Source organism: Paracoccus sp. FO-3, assembly GCF_006386455.1.
Taxonomy (GTDB): Bacteria; Pseudomonadota; Alphaproteobacteria; order Rhodobacterales; family Rhodobacteraceae; genus Paracoccus; species Paracoccus versutus.
In genome coordinates this window covers 1-19,054 of sequence record NZ_VCBQ01000094.1, presented here as the reverse complement: position 1 = coordinate 19,054, position 19,054 = coordinate 1, and the positions used below count along the sequence as shown (strand labels likewise).

Annotated in this window: 16 protein-coding genes and 1 pseudogene; 7 read left to right on the top strand and 10 right to left on the bottom strand. The window is 62.9% G+C overall.

Going from position 1 to position 19,054, the window contains the following annotated elements; translation table 11 throughout:
* Positions 1-99 precede the first annotated feature (99 nt).
* Entirely contained in the window at positions 100-741 is a 642-nt protein-coding gene (locus tag FE811_RS20645) for a helix-turn-helix domain-containing protein (protein ID WP_036750938.1), read from the top strand.
* A 51-nt stretch (positions 742-792) separates the two neighbouring features.
* Here the strand turns inward: FE811_RS20645 and FE811_RS20640 are convergent, their stop codons facing one another.
* The 10 genes from FE811_RS20640 to FE811_RS20590 all read right to left on the bottom strand — a co-directional run bounded on the left by FE811_RS20640 (position 793) and on the right by FE811_RS20590 (position 10,942).
* A complete protein-coding gene (locus FE811_RS20640; protein WP_116222406.1) occupies positions 793-2,184 on the bottom strand; it encodes an ammonium transporter in 1,392 nt (463 codons plus the stop codon).
* Between the two features lie 308 nt (positions 2,185-2,492).
* Positions 2,493-3,536 (bottom strand): DUF3445 domain-containing protein, encoded by a 1,044-nt coding sequence (locus FE811_RS20630; RefSeq protein WP_140848598.1) that lies wholly within the window; start codon positions 3,534-3,536, stop codon positions 2,493-2,495.
* A 9-nt stretch (positions 3,537-3,545) separates the two neighbouring features.
* A complete protein-coding gene (locus tag FE811_RS20625) occupies positions 3,546-4,493 on the bottom strand; it encodes a PDR/VanB family oxidoreductase (protein ID WP_072462273.1) in 948 nt (315 codons plus the stop codon).
* Entirely contained in the window at positions 4,490-5,092 is a 603-nt protein-coding gene (locus FE811_RS20620; RefSeq protein WP_072462274.1) for a dimethylamine monooxygenase subunit DmmA family protein, read from the bottom strand. Before FE811_RS20620 ends, FE811_RS20625 begins: the two co-directional genes overlap by 4 nt.
* A 59-nt stretch (positions 5,093-5,151) precedes the next feature.
* A complete protein-coding gene (locus FE811_RS20615; RefSeq protein WP_036750924.1) occupies positions 5,152-6,288 on the bottom strand; it encodes an aminomethyltransferase family protein in 1,137 nt (378 codons plus the stop codon).
* A gap of 67 nt (positions 6,289-6,355) precedes the next feature.
* Positions 6,356-6,994 (bottom strand): ABC transporter ATP-binding protein, encoded by a 639-nt coding sequence (locus tag FE811_RS20610; RefSeq protein WP_052095731.1) that lies wholly within the window; start codon positions 6,992-6,994, stop codon positions 6,356-6,358.
* On the bottom strand, positions 6,994-7,713 hold the full coding sequence (locus FE811_RS20605; protein ID WP_036750919.1) for an ABC transporter ATP-binding protein: 720 nt from the start codon (positions 7,711-7,713) through the stop codon (positions 6,994-6,996). Before FE811_RS20605 ends, FE811_RS20610 begins: the two co-directional genes overlap by 1 nt.
* Entirely contained in the window at positions 7,710-8,768 is a 1,059-nt protein-coding gene (locus FE811_RS20600) for a branched-chain amino acid ABC transporter permease (protein WP_116221780.1), read from the bottom strand. Before FE811_RS20600 ends, FE811_RS20605 begins: the two co-directional genes overlap by 4 nt.
* Complete coding sequence (locus FE811_RS20595) at positions 8,765-9,631, bottom strand: branched-chain amino acid ABC transporter permease (RefSeq protein WP_072462276.1); 867 nt, start codon at positions 9,629-9,631, stop codon at positions 8,765-8,767. Before FE811_RS20595 ends, FE811_RS20600 begins: the two co-directional genes overlap by 4 nt.
* 69 nt (positions 9,632-9,700) lie before the next feature.
* Complete coding sequence (locus FE811_RS20590) at positions 9,701-10,942, bottom strand: ABC transporter substrate-binding protein (RefSeq protein WP_116221779.1); 1,242 nt, start codon at positions 10,940-10,942, stop codon at positions 9,701-9,703.
* An 888-nt stretch (positions 10,943-11,830) separates the two neighbouring features.
* Between FE811_RS20590 and FE811_RS20585 the strand changes: the two genes are divergently transcribed.
* From FE811_RS20585 to FE811_RS20565, 6 genes and pseudogenes are all read left to right on the top strand, one after another.
* Positions 11,831-13,903: a hydantoinase/oxoprolinase family protein gene (locus FE811_RS20585; protein ID WP_370362689.1), complete on the top strand. Its 2,073-nt coding sequence runs from the start codon at positions 11,831-11,833 to the stop codon at positions 13,901-13,903.
* Positions 13,904-13,938: 35 nt separating this feature from the next.
* On the top strand, positions 13,939-16,026 hold the full coding sequence (locus FE811_RS20580) for a hydantoinase B/oxoprolinase family protein (RefSeq protein WP_140848596.1): 2,088 nt from the start codon (positions 13,939-13,941) through the stop codon (positions 16,024-16,026).
* A 198-nt stretch (positions 16,027-16,224) separates the two neighbouring features.
* Positions 16,225-17,496, top strand: a complete 1,272-nt coding sequence (locus tag FE811_RS20575; protein WP_116221776.1) for a transporter substrate-binding domain-containing protein — start codon at positions 16,225-16,227, stop codon at positions 17,494-17,496.
* Positions 17,497-17,570: 74 nt separating this feature from the next.
* Complete coding sequence (locus tag FE811_RS20570) at positions 17,571-18,239, top strand: ANTAR domain-containing response regulator (RefSeq protein WP_166435507.1); 669 nt, start codon at positions 17,571-17,573, stop codon at positions 18,237-18,239.
* A 173-nt stretch (positions 18,240-18,412) separates the two neighbouring features.
* Complete coding sequence (locus FE811_RS27960) at positions 18,413-18,640, top strand: recombinase zinc beta ribbon domain-containing protein (RefSeq protein ID WP_208861595.1); 228 nt, start codon at positions 18,413-18,415, stop codon at positions 18,638-18,640.
* Positions 18,598-19,054, top strand: a pseudogene (locus FE811_RS20565) (recombinase family protein); the annotation flags it as partial. The gene FE811_RS27960 and the pseudogene FE811_RS20565, both read left to right, overlap by 43 nt.

The window sequence follows — 19,054 nt, the reverse complement described above, 5'->3', positions numbered from 1 at the left end:
AGCTACGCATCCGAAAGAATGGGGTGAGCGGGGCTATTCACATTGTCGGTGCCGCGGTCTAGACTTTCCTGACAGGAAACAAGGCGCGCGGCACATGTGATGGACAGCAGCGATACATCGCAAAGACTGACCCAGAATCCCCATGCCCTGCGCGACAATCCGGAAAGAAACCTCGAGGTCGCCATCGGCCGGGTGGTGCGAGAACTGCGCAAGCGCCAGCGCCTGACCGGATCGGATCTGGCGGCGCAGTCGGGGCTTTCGGTCGGGATGCTGTCCAAGATCGAGAACGGGGTGATCTCGCCCTCGCTGGCCACACTGCAAATGCTGGCCAATGCCTTGCGGGTGCCGCTGGTCCAGCTGTTTTCCGGCTATGCCGAGCCCCGTGGGGCCATGCATGTGAAAGCCGGCGACGGGGTGGAAATCGAGCGCCAGGGCACCCGCGCCGGCCATCAATATCACCTGTTGGGCCATATCGGCGCGAACGACTCCGGCGTCGTTGTCGAGCCCTATCTGATCGTGCTGACCACGGAAAGCGACCGCTTCCCGACCTTCCAGCACGAGGGGATCGAAATGCTGTATATGCTGGAAGGAACGGTCGGCTATCGTCATGGCGAACAGATCTATCGCCTGGAGCCGGGCGATACCCTGCTGTTCGATGCGGACGCGCCGCATGGCCCGGTGGACCTGATCGAACTGCCGGCGAAATACCTGTCGGTCATCACCTATCCACAAAGCCGCTGACAGCGGAAAAGGCCGGGCCCCGCGAGGCCCGGCCCTGGAATGGGCGCGGCATCAGCCGCGCTGATTGGCGACCTGCACCGGAGAGCCCAGACCATGCGCGGCCTGCGCCGGCACCAGCGCCGCACCTCCGTAAACGCCATCGCCCAGACGATAGCCGACCTCGCCATGCTGGTGGATGTCCAGCCCCTCGGCCTCGGCCTCCTCATCGACGCGCAGGCCGACCAGCGCGCCTGCGATCTTCAGCGCGATCCAGGTCGTCACCAGCGAGACCGCGATGCTGAAGCCCATGATCAGCACCTGCGGCACCATCTGGGTCAGCATGGTGCGGCCCTCGGGATAGCCCAGCCCGCCAAGCGCGGGCGCGGCGAAGACGACCGTCAGCACGCCGCCGACCACCGCCCCGACACCGTGGACGCCGAACACGTCGAAGGAATCGTCATAGCCGACGCGGCGCTTGACCACCTCGACCGCATAGACGCAGACCGGCGCGGTGAGGAAGCCCACCAGCACCGCGCCCATGGGGCCGACGAAGCCGCAGGCGGGGGTGATCGCGACCAGGCCGGCAATCGCACCCGAGGCCAGGCCGAAGGTGCTGGGCCGCTTGCGGTGAATCCATTCCGCCGTCATCCAGCCAAGCGCGCCCCCGGCGCCGCCCAGCATGGTGTTCAGCATCACCAGCGCGCTGAAGCCATTGGCCGCCAGCGCGCAGCCGCCGCAGAAGGCCAGCCAGCCGACCCAGAGCATCGCCCCGCCGGTATAGGTCATGGTCATGTTATGGGGCACCATCATCGTGGTGCCGTAACCCTTGCGCGGCCCGAGGACCAACGCACAGACCAGCGCCGCGATGCCGGCGTTCAGATGGACGACATTGCCGCCGGCAAAGTCCAGAACACCGACATCGAAGACCCAGCCTCCGCCCCATGCCATATGCGCCATGGGCGCATAGTTGATCAGCAGCCAGACGCCCATGAAGATCAGCACCGCGGCGAATTTCATCCGCTCGGCAAAGGCGCCGACGATCAGCGGCGGGGTAATGGCCGCGAACATCATCATGAACAGCACGAAGAGATATTCCGGCAGCGTCCCCACCATGCTTTCGGTGGTTATCCCCGACAGGAAGAACTTGGAGGTCCCGCCGATGACGGCGTTCAGCGGCGTCTCGGTGTCGAAGCTCAGCGAATAGCCGAAGGCGATCCACAGCACGCAGATCAGCGCGACCGAGGCGAAGATCTGGGTCAGGACCGACAGCACGTTCTTGCTGCGCGCCATGCCCGCATAGAACAGGGCAAGGCCGGGCAGCATCATCAGCATGACGAACAGCGCGCAGGTCGCGACGAAGGCGGTATCTCCGGCGCTCAACGCCGGTTCGGCATCCTGCCCCCAGGCGAGGGCGGGAAACAGGATCGCGGGCAAGGCCGCTACAAGGGCATTCTTCTGTGTCATGGCGAATCCATCATGCGATGCGGGCATCCTCATGATGGGGTGATGGCGCCAAAAACAAAGTTTCCTGTAGATAAAAATAAGATCCTTCCAGGAATATTCCGATTCTGCCGCCATTCCGTTCACCCTGCCCGACTTCGCGCCAGGAACCGAACCGATCCCGCGCCATTGGGCGGGTTCGATCGGGGCCATGCAGGAAGGCCGTAACGGCCAGGAAGCGACACGAATCCGAGGAGATTGCGACGACACTGCCGCAGGTCGGTTCCGTCCCGCCGAATGCTGGCAGCATACAGGTTGGCAGCCCCTCGCCGTCAGTCATCGGGAAAGATCCCGGCCGAGGTCGGCGCACAGTCGTCGAACCGCGACAGGTAGTCGACGATCAGCGGCCGGTTCACGGCGAATCCCTTGTATTCGGCCAGTTCGCCCGGCAGGTCGCGCAGCACCCGGTGCAGGCGGCGTCCCCATTTGGGCACCGTCACCAGATCCTCCAGCGCCAGCAGATAGCAGCGGATCGGGAAGGCGATGGCGTTCGACCGGGGCAGGCGCCAAAGCGTCTGCAACTCCACCCGCAGATATTGCTTCGCGCCGACATTCCCGGCGGTCAGCGTGCGCTTTTCCGGCCCCCATTTGTGATAGTTCTCGGGGCTGGTATCCAGCCGGGGATTGACCGTCATCGTCCAGTTCAGCCGCCGCACGGGTGCCCCCTGCTGCAGGCTCAGCAGGAATTTCAGGGCGCGCTGGAACACCTCCAATTCATGTGCCTTCGGCACCGGGGCGTGCCATTCGAAGAAGTTCATGCCGATGTCGAAATCGAGGCTCCAATCCGCCTGGCTGGTCACCATGCCGGCATCCATCCACAGGTTGCCCTCGCGCTGGTCCAGCAGGGCATGGTCGCCCTGGGTCTGGCGGGTGATGTATTCCATCGGCCCGCAGGGCAGGCTGGTCGCGTCAAGGAAGATGAAGCGCTGTTCGATCCCCAGCGGCCGGTTGATCCAGTGCCAGCGGTCCCCGTCGCGGTGCAGTTCGAACAGTTCGGGATAGTCCTCGGCCTTCGAGACCATCACCAGTTCCAGGAAATCCCAGCCCGCCAGTTCCATATGCGGCAGCGACTGGCAGCGCAGCGGATCGTCGCGCAGCGTGATCTCTCGGTCGCGCATTTCGGCGACGTAATGTTCGTCCACGTCGAAACGGTGCTGGAACACCGAGCCCGCCGCGCCCCGGCGGTGCGGCTCGATATTGACCGAATACATGTAGCTGTCCTGGTCGAAGGGGAACGGAAAGCGCCGGATCGCCGCGGGCGAGTTGTAAAAGGTGTAATCGTCGCGGAAGGTTTCGTCGTTGAAGCGCATGGTCATGCTGGCCCCCTAGCGGTCAAGGGTGAGGTCTTCGCCCTGAAAGCGCGAAACGCAGGGCATGATCTTCTGCTGCGCGGCCTTTTCGGCATTGCTCAGCCAGTGGTCGTGATGCTCGATCCGGCCCTTGCAGGACAGGACGGCGGTCTCGCATTGCCCGCAGGCGCCGCCCCGGCAAAGCCAAGGAGCATCGACCTGCGCCTCTTCCATCGCCTCCAGCAGGCTTTGATGGGGGCCGACGGTGATCGTTATGCCTGACCGCGCCAAGGTGACCTTGAAGGCTGCGCCGGGTGGCGGGGACAGGAAGGCTTCGGAATGCAGCGCGGCCTTGGGCCAGTTAAGGCGGGTGGCGGTTCCTGCTACGGCCTCGATCAGCCCTTCGGGTCCGCAGGTATAGACATGGGTTCCCAAAGGTTGCCCCGCCAGCACCGCGCCGATGTCCAGCCGATCGCCTTCATCGGAGATATGGGCATGAACCTGCGGCAGGTCGGGCAGCAGGCTCAGGCCGGCGGCCTCGGCCCGGCTGCGGGCGCAGTAATGCAGTTCGAACGGCATTTGCAGCCGGGTCAATTGCCGAAGCTGGGCCAGGAAGGGCGTGATGCCGATGCCGCCCGCGATCAGCACATGCTTTTTCGCCCGCAGGTCCAGCGCGAAAAGGTTGACCGGCGCGCCCACGCGCAGCAGGTCGCCCACCGCCACATGGGTATGCATGAAGCGCGAGCCTCCCCGGCCGGCATCCTCGCGCCGCACCGCGATTTCATAGCCCGATCCGTCCAGCGGGTCCGAGATCAGCGAATAGGCGTTGCGGCGCAGGGTGGCGCCATCGGGCATCTCCACGACCACATGCGCACCGCCGGAGAACAGCGGCAGCGTGCCGCCTTCGGGGCATTCGAAGCGGAAGCGGGTGACAAGGGGCGACAGGGGCGTGACCTCGGCCACGCGCAGCATCCGGGCGGTCATGGCCTGATCTCCTGCACGGGTGGGAGGACGCCGGGGGTTTCGGCATCGACGCAGACGCCCTGAAAAGCGCCCAGGCGGCGCGAATAATGGTCGCGGACGAACAGCGTCAGCCCGCAATGCGAACAGGTGAAGGGATCGGTGGTGACACCCTCGGTGATGCCCTTGCAATGGACGCATTGCATCCGCCGCGCGATCGACCCGCGGTGCTCGGACTGGATGGCGCCGGCGGGTAGGCCGGCGGCCAGCGCCTCGGCCGTGGCCTGCCCGATCAGCCCCTCGGTTCCGGCCAGATAAAGCGTGGTGCCCATATGGGCATCGGCCAGCGCCTTGCGGAACCGCTCCAGGCAGGCGGCATAGCTGGGGCTTTCGTGATAGATCCGCGCGCCAAGCGCCCGCAGCCGCGCGCCATGTGGGGTGCCTGCCGGGATGAAGATCACATGCGCCCGCTCCATCACCGCCGGATCGCGGGCGGCAAGGTCGATCAGCGCCCCCGCCCCCTCGGCATCGGCCAGCATGATCGCGGGGATGGCCCCCTGCGCCACCAGCCCCGGATAGACCGGGCGGCTGGCGATCGAGGGCGAGAATTCGGTTCCTGGCATGGTTTCCCCCTGTTGACGGGAAGGGCCGGGCAACCTGCGCCACCCGGCGGGCGCTTGAGTCAGCCCTTGGCGGTGCGGACCTTCTTTTCCGGGTCGAGGAAGGGCATGGACGCGGTCACGGCAGCGATTTCGCCATGGGTGGCGCAGTTCACGGTCAGCCTGCTGCCTTCGTTCGCGCAATCGACCGGCAGGCGGGCGATGGCCACCGTCCAGCCGTTCAGCGGCGAATGCATCGCCTGGGTCACGACGCCGACCTGCACACCGTCGCGCAAGACCGGAGCGCCATTGTCCGGGGCCTTGTCGCCTTCCAGCTTCAGGCCCCAAATCCTGAAGCGCTCCCTGCCCTTCAGGCGGTAATGTTCTTCGGCCCCGCGAAAGCCGGTCTTGCCGGGCGATACGGTGAAATCCAGGCCCAGTTCCCACAGCGTATCCCCGCCCGGCTGGTCGTCGAAGGGATACATTTCCGAATTGTCATAGGGAAAGAACAGCAGATAGCTTTCCGTCCTCAGCAGGTCCAGCGTGGTGAACCGGCAGGGGATGATCCCCATCCCGGCACCCTCGTCCAGGATACGATCCCAGACCATCGGCGCATCCTGCCCACGCACGAACAGCTCGTAGCCCCGCTCACCGGTGTATCCGGTGCGCGAGATCATGGCCGGCTTGCCGAACAGCGAGGTCTGGATATGGCCGAAATAGGCCAGGTCGCGGATACCGGGCACATGTTTCGCCAGGTAGTCCACCGCCAGAGGGCCTTGGAGAGACAGGTCGTGCAGGTTGTCATCGAAGCGCACCGACACGTCGCGGCCAGAGGCAGCCATGGTCAGTTGCTCGAACCCCTGCCCCGAGCCATGCACGACCAGAAAGGCATTGGGCCCGGTGCGATAGATCACGCAATCGTCGATGAACTTGCCGGCGTCGTTCAGCATGCAGGCATAGATCGCCCGGCCCGGCATCAGCTTTTCGACATTGCGCGTGGTGGCACGGTCGATCACATGGCTGGCGGCCGGGCCGGTGACATGCACCTTCTTCAGCCCCGAGACATCCATCAGCCCGGCCTTGGTGCGGATCGCCAGATACTCGGCAACCGGATCACCGTCATAGGACCAGGCGGTTCCCATGCCCGACCAGTCCTCAAGCTTCGATCCAAGCGCGCGATGCCGGTCGGCCAATGCCGAGAATCTCCATGAAGCGGTCATCGTCAACTCCCTGTTTTCACGTTCTTGTTTGCCCCATTGCGGTCAGGGACGTTCCTTTTCCGGGGCATCACGCCACCAGGCGGCCCTTTTCAAGGCAATAGCTTCGGGTGCAGAGCGCGCCCAGAAAGGCCTCGTTCTGCTCGACCAGCAGCATGGTCAGGCGCAGCCGGTCGCGCAGCATCAGAAGCGCCTCGACGATCTCCTCGCGGATCGAGGGCTGAATCCCCTCGGTCGGCTCGTCCAGCATCACCAGGCGCGGCGCGGTGCAAAGGCATCGGGCCAGCGCGAGGATCTGCTGCTCGCCCCCCGAAAGCACCCCGCCCGGACGCTCGGCAATCGGCGCGAGACGTGGGAACAGCGCGATCATTTCCTCGGCCCGCGCCAGCGGCTGGCCGCCGGCCAGGCAGGCCGCCTGCATGTTCTCGCGCACCGTCAGGCGCGGGAAGATCCGCCGACCCTGCTTGACATAGCCAAGGCCCATCCTTGCGCGCCGGTGAACCGGCAGACGGGTGATGTCCTGCCCGCCCATCTCGATCCGGCCATCGGTCGCGGGCAGCGTCCCGCCGATGGTCATCAACAGCGTGCTCTTGCCCATGCCGTTATGGCCAAGGATGCCGACGAATTCGCCCTCGGCGACATTGAGGCTGATGTCGCGCAGGATCGGGATCTGCCCATATCCCGAATGCACTCCGACGAGTTGCAGCATCAGGCCACCTCCCTTCCCAGATAGACGTCGCGCACGCGCTGATCCGACAGGACCTGATCGGCCGGCCCCTCGACCAGGACCGAGCCCTGGTTGAAGACGGTGATGCTGCGCGCGATCCGGCGGATGAAGCTCATGTCATGCTCGACCACGATGACCGAGCAGCTTCGGGCCAGTTCGACCAGCAGGTCGCCCAGCCCCTCGACCTCTTCGCCGGTCATGCCGGCGGCGGGCTCGTCCAGCAGGATCAGCGCCGGGCGCGGGGCGATCACGGTGGCCAGTTCGACCAACTGGCGCTGGCCATGCGCCAGGATGCCGACCTTTTCGGCGGCGAGATGGCTGATGCCGATACGCTTCATCACCTCGTCGCAGCGCCGCCGCGCAAGGTTGGGCGGCAGCGCCCGGACGGCGGCGAGCATGACATTCTCGCGCACCGTCATGGCGTTGAAGACCGAAGGCACCTGGGTCTTGATCCCCATGCCGGCCCGCGCGATCTTCGCGCTGCTTTGGCCGTTGATCGACTGGCCGCGAAACAGCACCTCGCCGGAGGTCGGGCGATACTGGCCGGACAGCATGCGGAAGAAAGTGGATTTCCCGGCGCCATTCGGCCCGATCAGGCAATGCAACTCGCCCTCGCGCAGCGAGAGGCTGACATCGCGCACCGCGACGACGCCGCCGAAACGCATGGTCAGGTTGCGGGCTTCCAGCAGGTAGTCGGTCATCGTGCTTCCTCCCCGATCATGGCCTCGCCGGGTTCCGCCGCCGGTGCCGGGCGCCGGAACGCGGCCAATGCCCGGTCGCAGCCGCTCCGCATCAGCGGCAGGATGCCCTTGGGCAGCACCAGGACGAACAGCGTCAGCACCAGCCCCATCACCAGGTTCGGGTCGAGCCAGACCCCGGCGTTCAGCGTGCCCAGCCAGGCCGAGAAGGCCAGCAGCAGGAAGCAGGCCATGACCGGGCCGGCAAGCGTTCCCAGGCCCCCGACGATCACCCAGACCAGCAATTGCGAACTGGTCGTCAGGCTGAACATGTTCGGGCTGACGAATACGCAATTGGCAAACAGCACCCCCGCAAGGCCCGCAAGACCGCCGGCGATGGAAAACACCCCCAGCTTGTAGAGGCGGGTATCGTAGCCCAGCAGTTCCGCGCGCAGCTCGTTTTCCCGCAAGGCCATCACGACCCGGCCGAAATACGTCGCAAGAAGCAGGCGGCAGAGGATATAGGACAGGATCAGCGCCACCACGCAAAGCACATAGATATCTTCAGGCCAGAGCGGGTTGCCGTCCAGATCGTTGAGGATCGGCGTCGAGGGGATGCCGTTGAAGCCGCCCAGGGGCGCCTTGCCGATCTTCCATTCGCTGCCCGAGGTCTGGTTGATGAAGCGATAGAGGATCAGCGACAGGACCAGGGTGATGACGCCCAGATAGACATCGCCCAGCCGGCCCCAGAACATGAAATAGCCGATGGCGGCCGCCATCGCCGCCGCGACCAGGATCGCCAGCAGCGCCGCCGTGGTCGTATTACCGATGTTGAGGGCGAGAACCGCATAGGCATAGCCGCCGATCCCGAAGAACGCGGTCTGGCCAAAGCTGAGGATGCCGCCGAACCCCCAGATCAGCGCCAGCGAAAGCGCGAGGATTCCGAAGGCGCAATAGATCGAGCCCGAGAGGATCAGCGTCATGTCCCCGCCCGAAGGGACGATGAACAGCGCCCAGGCAGCAGCGAGGATCATCGCGACCGCGCCCAGGCGGTCCGAGGTGACAAGCGGCGTTTTCATTGCGATCTCCGGAAGAATTTGCTGGTGATCCCCTGGGGCAGCACCCGCAGCAGCACCACCGCCGCCGCAAGCAGCGCCACTTCGGCCAGGACGGGGGTCGCCAGGAAGGTCATGATCACGCCGACGCCGCCCAGCAGCCCCGAGGCGGACAAGGTGCCCGCGATGATGGCGGGACCGCCTGAGATTACCGTGATGAAGCATTTCGCCAGATAAGAGGCGCCGATGGTCGGCACCACCCCGGCAATCGGCGCGATCAGCGCACCGGCAAGCCCGCTCAGCGCGGCGCCGGTGACGAAGGTGGCGCGGTAGACGGCGCGCTGGTTGACCCCCAGCGAGGCGGCCATGTCACGGTCCTGCATCGTGGCCCGCGCGATCAGCCCGACGCGGCTGTAGCGCATCACCAGATAGCCGGCGATGACCATGACCAGGGTGACGGCGACAAGGAAGAGTTCATAGAACCCGATGCTGAACCGCCCGATGGAAAGGCTGCCGAAGGGCGTCGAGATGCCCGAGACCGAATTGCCGAAGGCCACGGTGACGAGGCCGATCAGAATCAGGCTCACCCCCCAGCTTGCCAGCATCGTGTCCAGAAGCCGCCCGTAAAGATGGCGGATCACCAGATATTCCACGACAAGCCCCACCAGCCCGACCAGCACCGGCGCCAGGATGAAGCACGAGACCAGCAGCGGCACGCCATGCTGGGTGGCAATGACCGCCGTATAGCCGCCCAGCATCAGGAACTCGCCATGGGCGAAGTTGATGACGCGCATCATGCCGAAGATGACGGCGAGGCCTGCGCTGATCAGCACCAGGTTCGCGATGCTGATCGCGGTCTGAAGAAGAATGATCGCAACATAGTCCATGAGAAGCTCCCTGGTGCGGCGGAAACGGGAAATGCGGGCGCCCTATGGCCGGGCGCCCGTGCGGGCCCGTTACTTCGGCACCTCGACCACATATTGCGTCGCATCGGTCGGGTTGACCTTCAGGTCGCAGACCGCCAGCGTGTCGCTGGGCGGTTGCTGCGCATAGCTTTCCAGCACGACGTAATTGTTGTCGCGCACCTCGGCGATATAGCTGTCGAGCGTGTTGTGATGCGTCTGGGCGTTGATCGTGGTCAGCCCCGCCGGCCCGGCGAAGGAAAGGCCGCTCTCAAGCGCCTCGATCACCGGCTCGCGTTCGATGGTGCCGGCCATCTCGACCGCCTTGGCCCAAAGATTGACGGCGTGATAGGTCATGGCGCCGCCCTCGGTGATCGCATCTGCCTTGTCGCCGAATTTCGCGTAATATTCGGCCTTGAACGCCTCGTTCTCGGGGGTCTGGATCCCATCGAAATAGGCATAGGAGACGATGATGCCGTTATGTTCGTCGGGGGTGGTCAGCACCTGTTCGTTGCCGATGCCGAAGGTCGTCGAGGCCATCGGGATCTTGTCCTTCATCCCCGAGGCGACCCATTGGCGATAGAAGGCGTTATGCGCACCGCCCACCAGGACCGACATGATGATATCGGGCTGGGCCGCCTGGATCTGGCGGATGGTCGAGCCGAAGTCGTTGACATCGAGCGGGAAGAAATCCGCCCGCACCACCTCGCCGCCGTTTTCCTTGACGAACTTCTCGATCCACAGCGCGGTGATCTGGCCGTAATTGTAGTCAGCGGCCAGCACATAGACCTTCTTGCCGCCGAATTTCTGCATCACATAGGGGGTGAATTTCTCCAGCGTCTGGCCGGGGGTCGAGCCCATGCAGAAGGTGTTGCGATCACAGACCCCGCCTTCATAAAGCAGGCTGTAGAAATAAAGCGTCCTGTAGCGGTCGAGCACCGGCCGCATCGCCTCGCGCGAGGCGGAAAGGATGCCGCCGAAGACCACAGCCGCCTTCTGGCGCGTCGCGGCCTCGGTCGCATATTGCGCGTAAAGCTGCATGTTCGATTGCGGATCGTAGTTGACCAGTTCGATCTCGCGCCCCAGCACGCCGCCGGCCGCGTTCAGTTTGTCCACGGCAAGGTTGAGGCAATTGATCATCGGGCGGCCATAGATGTCGATGCCGCCCGAGGCGTCATGAATACCGGCGACCTGGATTTTATCGGTCGCGGCAAAAGCGGGACGGGCAAGGAACGGGGTTGCAAGAATCCCTGCGGCACCCAGGCCGAGGAAATGTCTGCGTTGCAGGTCTTTCATGGTGGATTCCCTGTTTTCATTTGTGCTTTTTGGAAGAGGCATTCCCAGCAGGCCAAACTCCGAAGTCCCGAATTTCCGGAGAGCCTTTCACGACGCTGGCCCATTTTCATGGGAGGGCGCGCAACACCACTTGGCGGCACGATGCTGTGCCTCATGGCTTTGGGCTGACAGATGGCACCTTGTTGTGCCTATGCGCCTTAGTCGAAGACAATGCCGGTGTGACGAACTCGACGCGGCGAACAAGAGCTAAACTTCGCTAACTCGTTATAGAGTGCATCGGCGATCCGAGCCGAATCGGTCAACAGGTTTTTCCGGATCGAGCGGATTTTTCCGGCAGCCGCAATCCAGCATCGCGCCCGGCGTTCAGCAGGCGGGCAGAAGGCAATGCTGCCGCGTAAATTTTGCGCAGATCGTGACTTGTCTTGCGTCGGCTTTGACAGTCGGGGTATCCATTTGCATGGGCTGGCCGTCCCGACCCGGATCTGCGCCTTCGTCGAAGCATCATCCGATGATTCTTTTCCTACCTGGACAGGCTGAAAGCGGCGATTCGCACCCTTTCCGATCTCGCAGTCCCGTCGTCAGTGCGAAAAGGATATTCCGCGGCGCGGCGCATTGCCCATGATCGCAATCCATTGATTTTTATTATGTTTCAGGAAGATTCTCCGCAACTTTCTGCACTTGAAAAAAACGCTTGTCGATCTTGATATTCATCGCGTAGTGTCGAGGAATGCATTCAACAACGAATGCAACAGATCACCATGCGCCCGAAAGCATCAGGTGATCGGCCTCCCCTCGATATCAAAGCGAAATCTATGCGCAGGTGCTCATCGGACGGATTCCGTCCTTTGCAGCCTGATTTGCGCAATGCGGATCAAAAGGAAATTCACGATGAGTATGGATGGGGCGGACGCAGGTCCGTCGATGAAACCTGCACGTGCCCGCCTTGCAATTGACGTTGGCGGGACGTTTACCGATATTTTCGTTCTGGACTCGAACGGAAAACAGACCGTTGCGAAAGTGCCCAGCACGGCCAATCCGATCGACGCGATCATGAACGGCGCCGAGGCCGCCGATCTTGACTGGAATGATGTCGAACTGTTCACCCATGGGACGACGGTTGCGACGAATGCGCTGATCACGCGCAATTTCAAGCCCGTCGCCATGGTCACGACCGAAGGTTTCCGCGACGTGCTGGAAATCGGGCGCGGCACCCGCGAAGATCCCTGGGACGCCTATAAGGAGGGGACCCCGCCCTATGTGCGGCGGCGCGACCGTTTCGCCGTGCGCGAGCGGATCAATTACCGGGGCGAGATCATCGAGCCGCTGGATGAGGAACGGGCGCGGGAAATCGCGCGCATCCTGAAGAAGCGCGAGGTCCATGCGGTCGCCGTGTGCTTCATCAACGCCTATGTGAACGGCGTCCACGAACAGCGGATGGCCGAGATCCTGGCCGAGGTGCTGGGGCCGGATGTCGCCATCTCAACCTCGCACGAAACCCATCCCGAAATCTTCGAGGACGACCGCTTCTCGACCACCGTGGCGAACACCATCCTCGCGCCGATCATCCGTCCCTATGCCCGCGACATCGCCAGCCGCACCAGTGAGGCCGGATATGAGGCCGATGTCCTGCTGTTCCATTCCGGCGGCGGCGTGATGACCCCGGCGACGGCCGAGAAATACGCCGCCCGCCTTGCCGCATCGGGAATCGCTGCAGGCGCCATCGCCAGCAAGTATTTCGCCGAGCTCTGCGGCTACAAGAACTCCATCGGCCTGGATATGGGCGGCACCTCGGCGGATATCTCGCTGACGGCGGACGGCCATCTGCGCATGACCGACAAATGGGAAGTGGACTGGGGCCATCCGATCTGTTTCCCCTCGATCGAGGTTCTGACCATCGGCGCCGGCGGCGGCTCGATCTCTTGGCTGGACAAGGCGGGATCGCTGCGCAACGGCCCGCAATCGGCTGGATCGGTGCCGGGACCGGCCTGCTACAAGGCAGGCGGAACCGAGCCGACCAATACCGATGCGAACATTATCCTGGGCCGTGTCGGCACCACCCTGGCCGGCGGCAAGAAGTCGCTGGACCGCGAGGCTGCGCTTGAGGCGATGCAGAAGATCGCCGGGCCGCTGAACCTGGATCTGGTCGAGGCATCGCTTGCCACCCTGCGCGTCGCCAATGCCAATATGGCCGATGCGGTGCGCCTGATCTCCATCGCCCGGGGTCACGATCCGCGCGATTTCGCGTTGGTGGCCTTCGGCGGCGCGGGTCCGCTGCATGGCGTCGATATCGCGCGCGAACTCAACATCCCGGTGGTCATCATCCCGCCCAATCCCGGCGTAACCTCGGCGGTGGGCTGCATCCTGGTGGATGTCCAGCATGACGTGACGCAGATGTATTTCGACAATGCCAGCACGGCCGATCCGGCGGATGTCGAAGCCGCGTTCCAGAAGCTGGAAATGGAAGGCCGCGACCGGATGCAACGCGACGGCGTCGCACCCGGCGACATGACCTTCCAGCGCTTCGTGGATATGCGCTATCGCGGTCAGTGGCGTTCGCTGGCGGTGTCGGTTCCCGGCAAGATCACCGCGATGGACGAGGCGCTGGCCATCTTCCATGCCGAATATGAAAAGGCGCACAACTTCCGCCGCGAGGATTTCCCGGTGGAGATCTACCGCCTGACCGTGCGCGCGATCGGGATCACGCCCAAGCCCTCCTTCCCCAAGGTCGCCATCGACCCGAATGCGAAGGCGGTTCCCAAGGGCACCCGCGAGGCCTGGTTCCACGACCACCCCGCGGCCATGACGACTCAGCTTTACGACCGCGAGACCCTGCCGGCCGGCGTCACCATCAAGGGCCCGGCCGTCATCGACCAGCTCGACTCGACCACCGTCATTCCGCCGGGCGACGTCGCCTATATCGACGAATGGCTCAACATCCAGATCAAGCTTGGCGCGGCATAAGCGCCTTCCCCCAACCAGCAAGGAGGACGACCGGCATGACCGGCAAGAAGCAAGCCCTGGAACTGTCCGACAAGGGCATCCAGTTCCCCCCGCCCCCCGAGAAGCGCCTGACCGAGTTCAAGTCCGAACTCGACCCGATCACCTTCGAGGTGTTGCGCAACGCCTTCGTCAACATCGTCGACCAGATGGCCGAGCAATTGCTTCGGACCTGCTATTCCTTCGTGATCTACTGCCGCGACTTCTCGTCCGGGCTCAGCGATCCGCAGGGCAACCTGGTGATGCAGGGCACCGGCGACATCGCCGCCCATGTCGGCACGCTGCATTATACCTGCAAGGCGGTGATCGAGGAGTTCGGCGACGACATCAATCCGGGCGATGTCTTCATCATCAACGATCCGTTCCGGGGCGGTAGCCACTTCAACGATACCCGCATCCTGCGCCCGATGTTCTACAAGGGCGAGTTGATCGGCTGGTCGCAGGCCAATGGCCATTGGGCCGACATGGGCGGCGCGACGCCAGGCTCGTTCAATATCACCGCGCTGGACCACATGGGCGAGGGGCTGCGCATCACCCCGGTCCGTATCTGGAGCAAGGGCGTCTGGCTTGAGGACGTGGCCAAGATGATCGCGGTCAATACCCGCAATCCGGGCGACGTGATCGGCGACATGCAGGCCCAGGCCGAGGCGACGGCGGTTGCGGAACGCGAGATCATGCGGCTTTGCGACAAATACGGCGTCGAGACCATCAAGACCGCCTTCCGCGAGGTGCAGGACTGGGTCGAGGTGCTGATGCGCAACCGCCTGGCCGAGCTTCCCGACGGAACCTGGTATGCCGAGGACTATATCGACCAGGACCCGAAGCTGGAGGAGGGCCTGATCCCGATCAAGATCAAGTTCACCATCGACGGCAACCATGCCCATTACGATCTGTCGGGCTCGCATCCGCAGATCTCGACCTTCCTGAACGCGGCCTATGGCGGCTCTTTCGCCGGGATCGTCGCAGGAACGAAATACCAGTTCCCGGACCTGCCGTTGAACTCAGGCCTCTACCGTGCGGTCACGGTCAATGTCGGCGAGCCCGGAACGGTCGTCAACGCGGAATGGCCCAGCCCCTGCGCCGGCTTCTGTTCGGGCCCGTTCGAGAAGCTGATGAACTCGGTCTTCGGGCTCTGGGCGGATATCATGCCCGAACGGACCATGGGCTGCGCCTTCAACCTGGAATACCTGCTGGTCGGCGGCCGCGACACCAGGCTTCAGGGGCGCCCCTATTTCATGTGGTATGACTGGATGGCCGGCGGCTGGGGCGGCCGCAACGGGCGCGACGGCTTCAACGCCACCGCCCCGGTCTTCGGTGCGCAATATGGCATCCAGCCGCTTGAAGGTCAGGAACGGCTGGCCCCGGTGCTGACCAAATGCCACGACTTCGTGCAGGATTCCGCCGGCCCCGGCGAGGCACGCGGCGGGCTCGGCGCCGAGAAGGGCGGCTCGGTCTTTGAGGGCGAGCGGATCGTAGTTTCCTATTGCTGCGACCGCGAGCGTTCGGTGACCTGGGGCATGTGGGGTGGCCTGCCCTCGATCCCGCATGGCGTCTGGCTGAACAAGGGCACCGAGAAGGAGCGTTACCTGGGCTCGATCTTCTCGAACCTGCCGATCGAACTGGACGACGTCTTCACCCGTCCCTCCGCCGGCGGCGGCGGGGTCGGCGATCCGCTGATGCGCGACCCGAAACTGGTCTGCGAGGATGTCGCCGACGAATATGTCAGCGTCGAGCGCGCACGCATCGACTATGGCGTCGTCATCCGGGTAGTGGATGCCGATCTGGCGCAATATGAGGTCGACGCAGCGGCAACCGCGAAGGAACGCGAGCGCATCGCTGCCGCGCGTCTGGGCTGGCTTGACGAGGATGCGGAAGCCATCGCTGCGCGCTATCGCTCGGGGGAGCTGAACGTCATGGATTGCGTCCGGCAATATGGCGTGATCCTCGACTGGGGCAATGGCCAGTTGCTTGTCAATACCACGCAGCAGTTCCGCGAAATGATGAAGCGGCGGGTTGCGCCCTATTGGGGAAAATCGCTTGCGGTGCTGAGTCTGGAAGCCAAGGAACGGGTGCAGATCGCCGCGTAACGACGGAGGGGCGGCAAGGCGATCCGCCGCCCCTGCCCGATCAGACCACACCATGGCCGCTTCGGGGTCAGTCCCTTTGTCCGGCGCCCGCTGCCACTGCCACTGCTTGTTTATCGGGCCTATCCACGCCTGAAAACCGGGCATCTTGCATGGGCCATCCGCTAAATCGGAATCGCGGACGGCGCTTTCTTGACCCTTATGCTGGGCACGCCTAGCGTCACGCCATGCCGCCCGGAGCAACGCACCATCGGAAAGCTTGAACTCCCGATCACCTATTCCTTAAAAGGAGGGCCGCACAAGATGAGAAGAGACGATCCAGTATATATCGGGGTCATGTTCTCCCAAACGGGCTGGACCGCCGTGACAGAGAAAAGCATGTTGTCGGCGACGATGTTTGCAATCGATGAGATAAACCAGTCTGGCGGCATCAATGGTCGCGAACTGATCCCCGTATATCGCGATCCGGCAGGAGAACCTGCCGCCTACAAAGCCATGGCGGCGGATATTCTCGCCGATGGCAAGGTAAAGGTCATACTGGGGTGCTACACCTCAAGCCAGCGCAAGGCGGTATTGACTGCCCTGGACAAAGAGGCGGGAATTCTCTGCTACCCAGCCCAATATGAAGGGTTCGAGTATTCCGAAAGCGCAATGTATTTCGGAGCCGTTCCAAATCAGAACAGCCTGCTTCTGGCCAGATATCTTCTCGAAAACCATTCGCCGCGCATATATATCGTAGGATCGGACTATATCTGGCCCCGCGAATCCGGTCGGATCATGGGCGACCTCATCAGATCCGGCGGCGGAGAGGTCTTGGGCGAGCGCTATCTCGGCCAGCAGGCCAAAAGGCCGGAAATGGATTCCCTCATCGCTGACATCATGAAATGCAGACCGGACATCATCTTCAACAATTTCGTCGGTCAGTCCAATCTGGATTTCTACAATGCTTATGCCGGAAATGGGCTCGACGCCGGCCAGATCATGGTTGCAAGCCTGACGACCAGCGAAGCCGATCTTCAGGAAATCGACCCCAAGGCGGCTGTTGGACATATCACGGCAGCGACGTATTTTGCATCACAGGCAAATCCAGCCAACATTTCCCTTCTTGAGCGCTACAAGACAGCGCGTGGCGAACCTGCGCATACGAATATGTGCTGGGATGCAGCCTATACTCAGACTCATATGGTTGCGCAGGCCATGAGGAATGGCTCTGCCGATAGCATCGGCTCGATCCGCGCAGGGATTCTGGGCACTTCCTTCGAGGCACCTCAGGGTAGAGTTGCAATAGATCCATCGAATCTTCACTGCTACGTCTGGCCTAAGATCGGAATTGTACGAAACGATGGCCAATTTGATATTGTTGCCCAAACGAAGAATGCTATTCGCCCCAACCCATATATGACAAGCTACTCCATAAACAGTGACGAAAAGACCGCAGCTGAGACCATATCACACACCCCGGAATGGACATGAATGCCTGAGCTTCAGGTGAATGCAGATCGAGATCAATCATGGGCGCACACGCTTTCAGGGCAGAGGAATCCGAGATGCAGGCCGGACGAAGCGAGCCCGCAACCGGCGATAGGGATCGACCAGTCCTGATCAAGGATCTTCGATTACTGAAGATCATTCTTGTTCAACCAGACCAGGGCGGCGATCAGGATCTTCGCTCTCATCTGGTGAGAATTGGTTGCCAGGTGCAGGAAATCTGGCCGCCACCCATTTCCTATGCCGAGGATATCGACATCGTTTTCGTCCTCCTTGATCAGCTGATCGAAAGCAGGCTCTCGTTCCATTGGCAAGCCGAGAATCCTTCGGCGGTTTTGATCGCAGTGATTGACTATGAGAATCCTTTGTCCATCGACCGTCTGTTGAACATGCGGGTGAATGCGGTAATCGGGCTGCCGATCCGACCCTTCGGGATTCTTACCAACCTATTGGCGGCGGTCAACAATCACCGACGAGAACGGCGATTGCGCCAGAGCTTAAGCCGCCTGCAGGCAAAGCTCGAGTCGTCCCGTATCATCGAGCGCGCCAAGCTTGCGATCATGTTGACTGACAATCATTCCGAAAAGGAAGCCTATGGCGTGCTTCGGCAGTTGGCGATGAAGCGCAGAACCACCGTCGATATGGTGTCAGGTGAGATCCTCTCCCGCCTGAACTGGCGTGAGGAGGAAGATACCCTGATGCATGAAGACTACGGTCAAGATCCATAAGGGCGCTTGAAGGATATGTTGTGACGTGTTTCAGGCGCATGGCGCTGCAGCTGACGGGACGATGGTCTTTCGCCGCAAGCTATTCCGGGCGCAGTTGCTGATTGCCGAAACGGCGTCGCAGCCGACCATGCGGTTGTCGGCCGTGAAGGGCGAAGCGTTGCGGCGGCTATTCGATGATCTCGAAGGATCTTCTGGGCTGCTCGACGGCGCGCAACAAGGGCACCTGCGACAACCGGATGAACATCCGCCGCGACGAGCTGGAAGCGCGGGTGCTGAACGCCCTGCGCACCCGCCTGGTCAACCCGACCTCTTCGCCGAGTTCTGCGACGCCTATACGAGGGAGACCAACCGGCTGCGCATGGAAAGTGGCGCCGGCATCGACAAGGCCGAGACCGAGCTGAAGCGGATCGCCCGCGAGGAGGAGAAGCTGATGGATCTCTACATGCGGGACGCCATCTCGATCGAGGCGGTGAAGGAGCGTGGCGACAAGCTGCGCGCCCGCAAGGCGGAACTGCAGGATTTCCTGGCCAATGCCGACGAGCCCCCGCCCCTGCTGCATCCCTCGATGGCGCTGCAATACCGGGCACGGGTGCAGCAGCTCTACGAGACGCTGCAAGGCGACGACGAGGCGCAACGCATCGAGACGGCGGAGATCATCCGTTCGCTGATCGACCGGATCGTGCTGGCGCCGGGAGAGGACCGGATCGAGATCGACGTTCAGGGCGATCTGGCCGGAATCCTTACGATTTCCGCGCAAACGAAAAAGCCCGCCGAAGGGGCGGGCGGATCGCAAGTAAAGATGGTTGCGGGGGCAG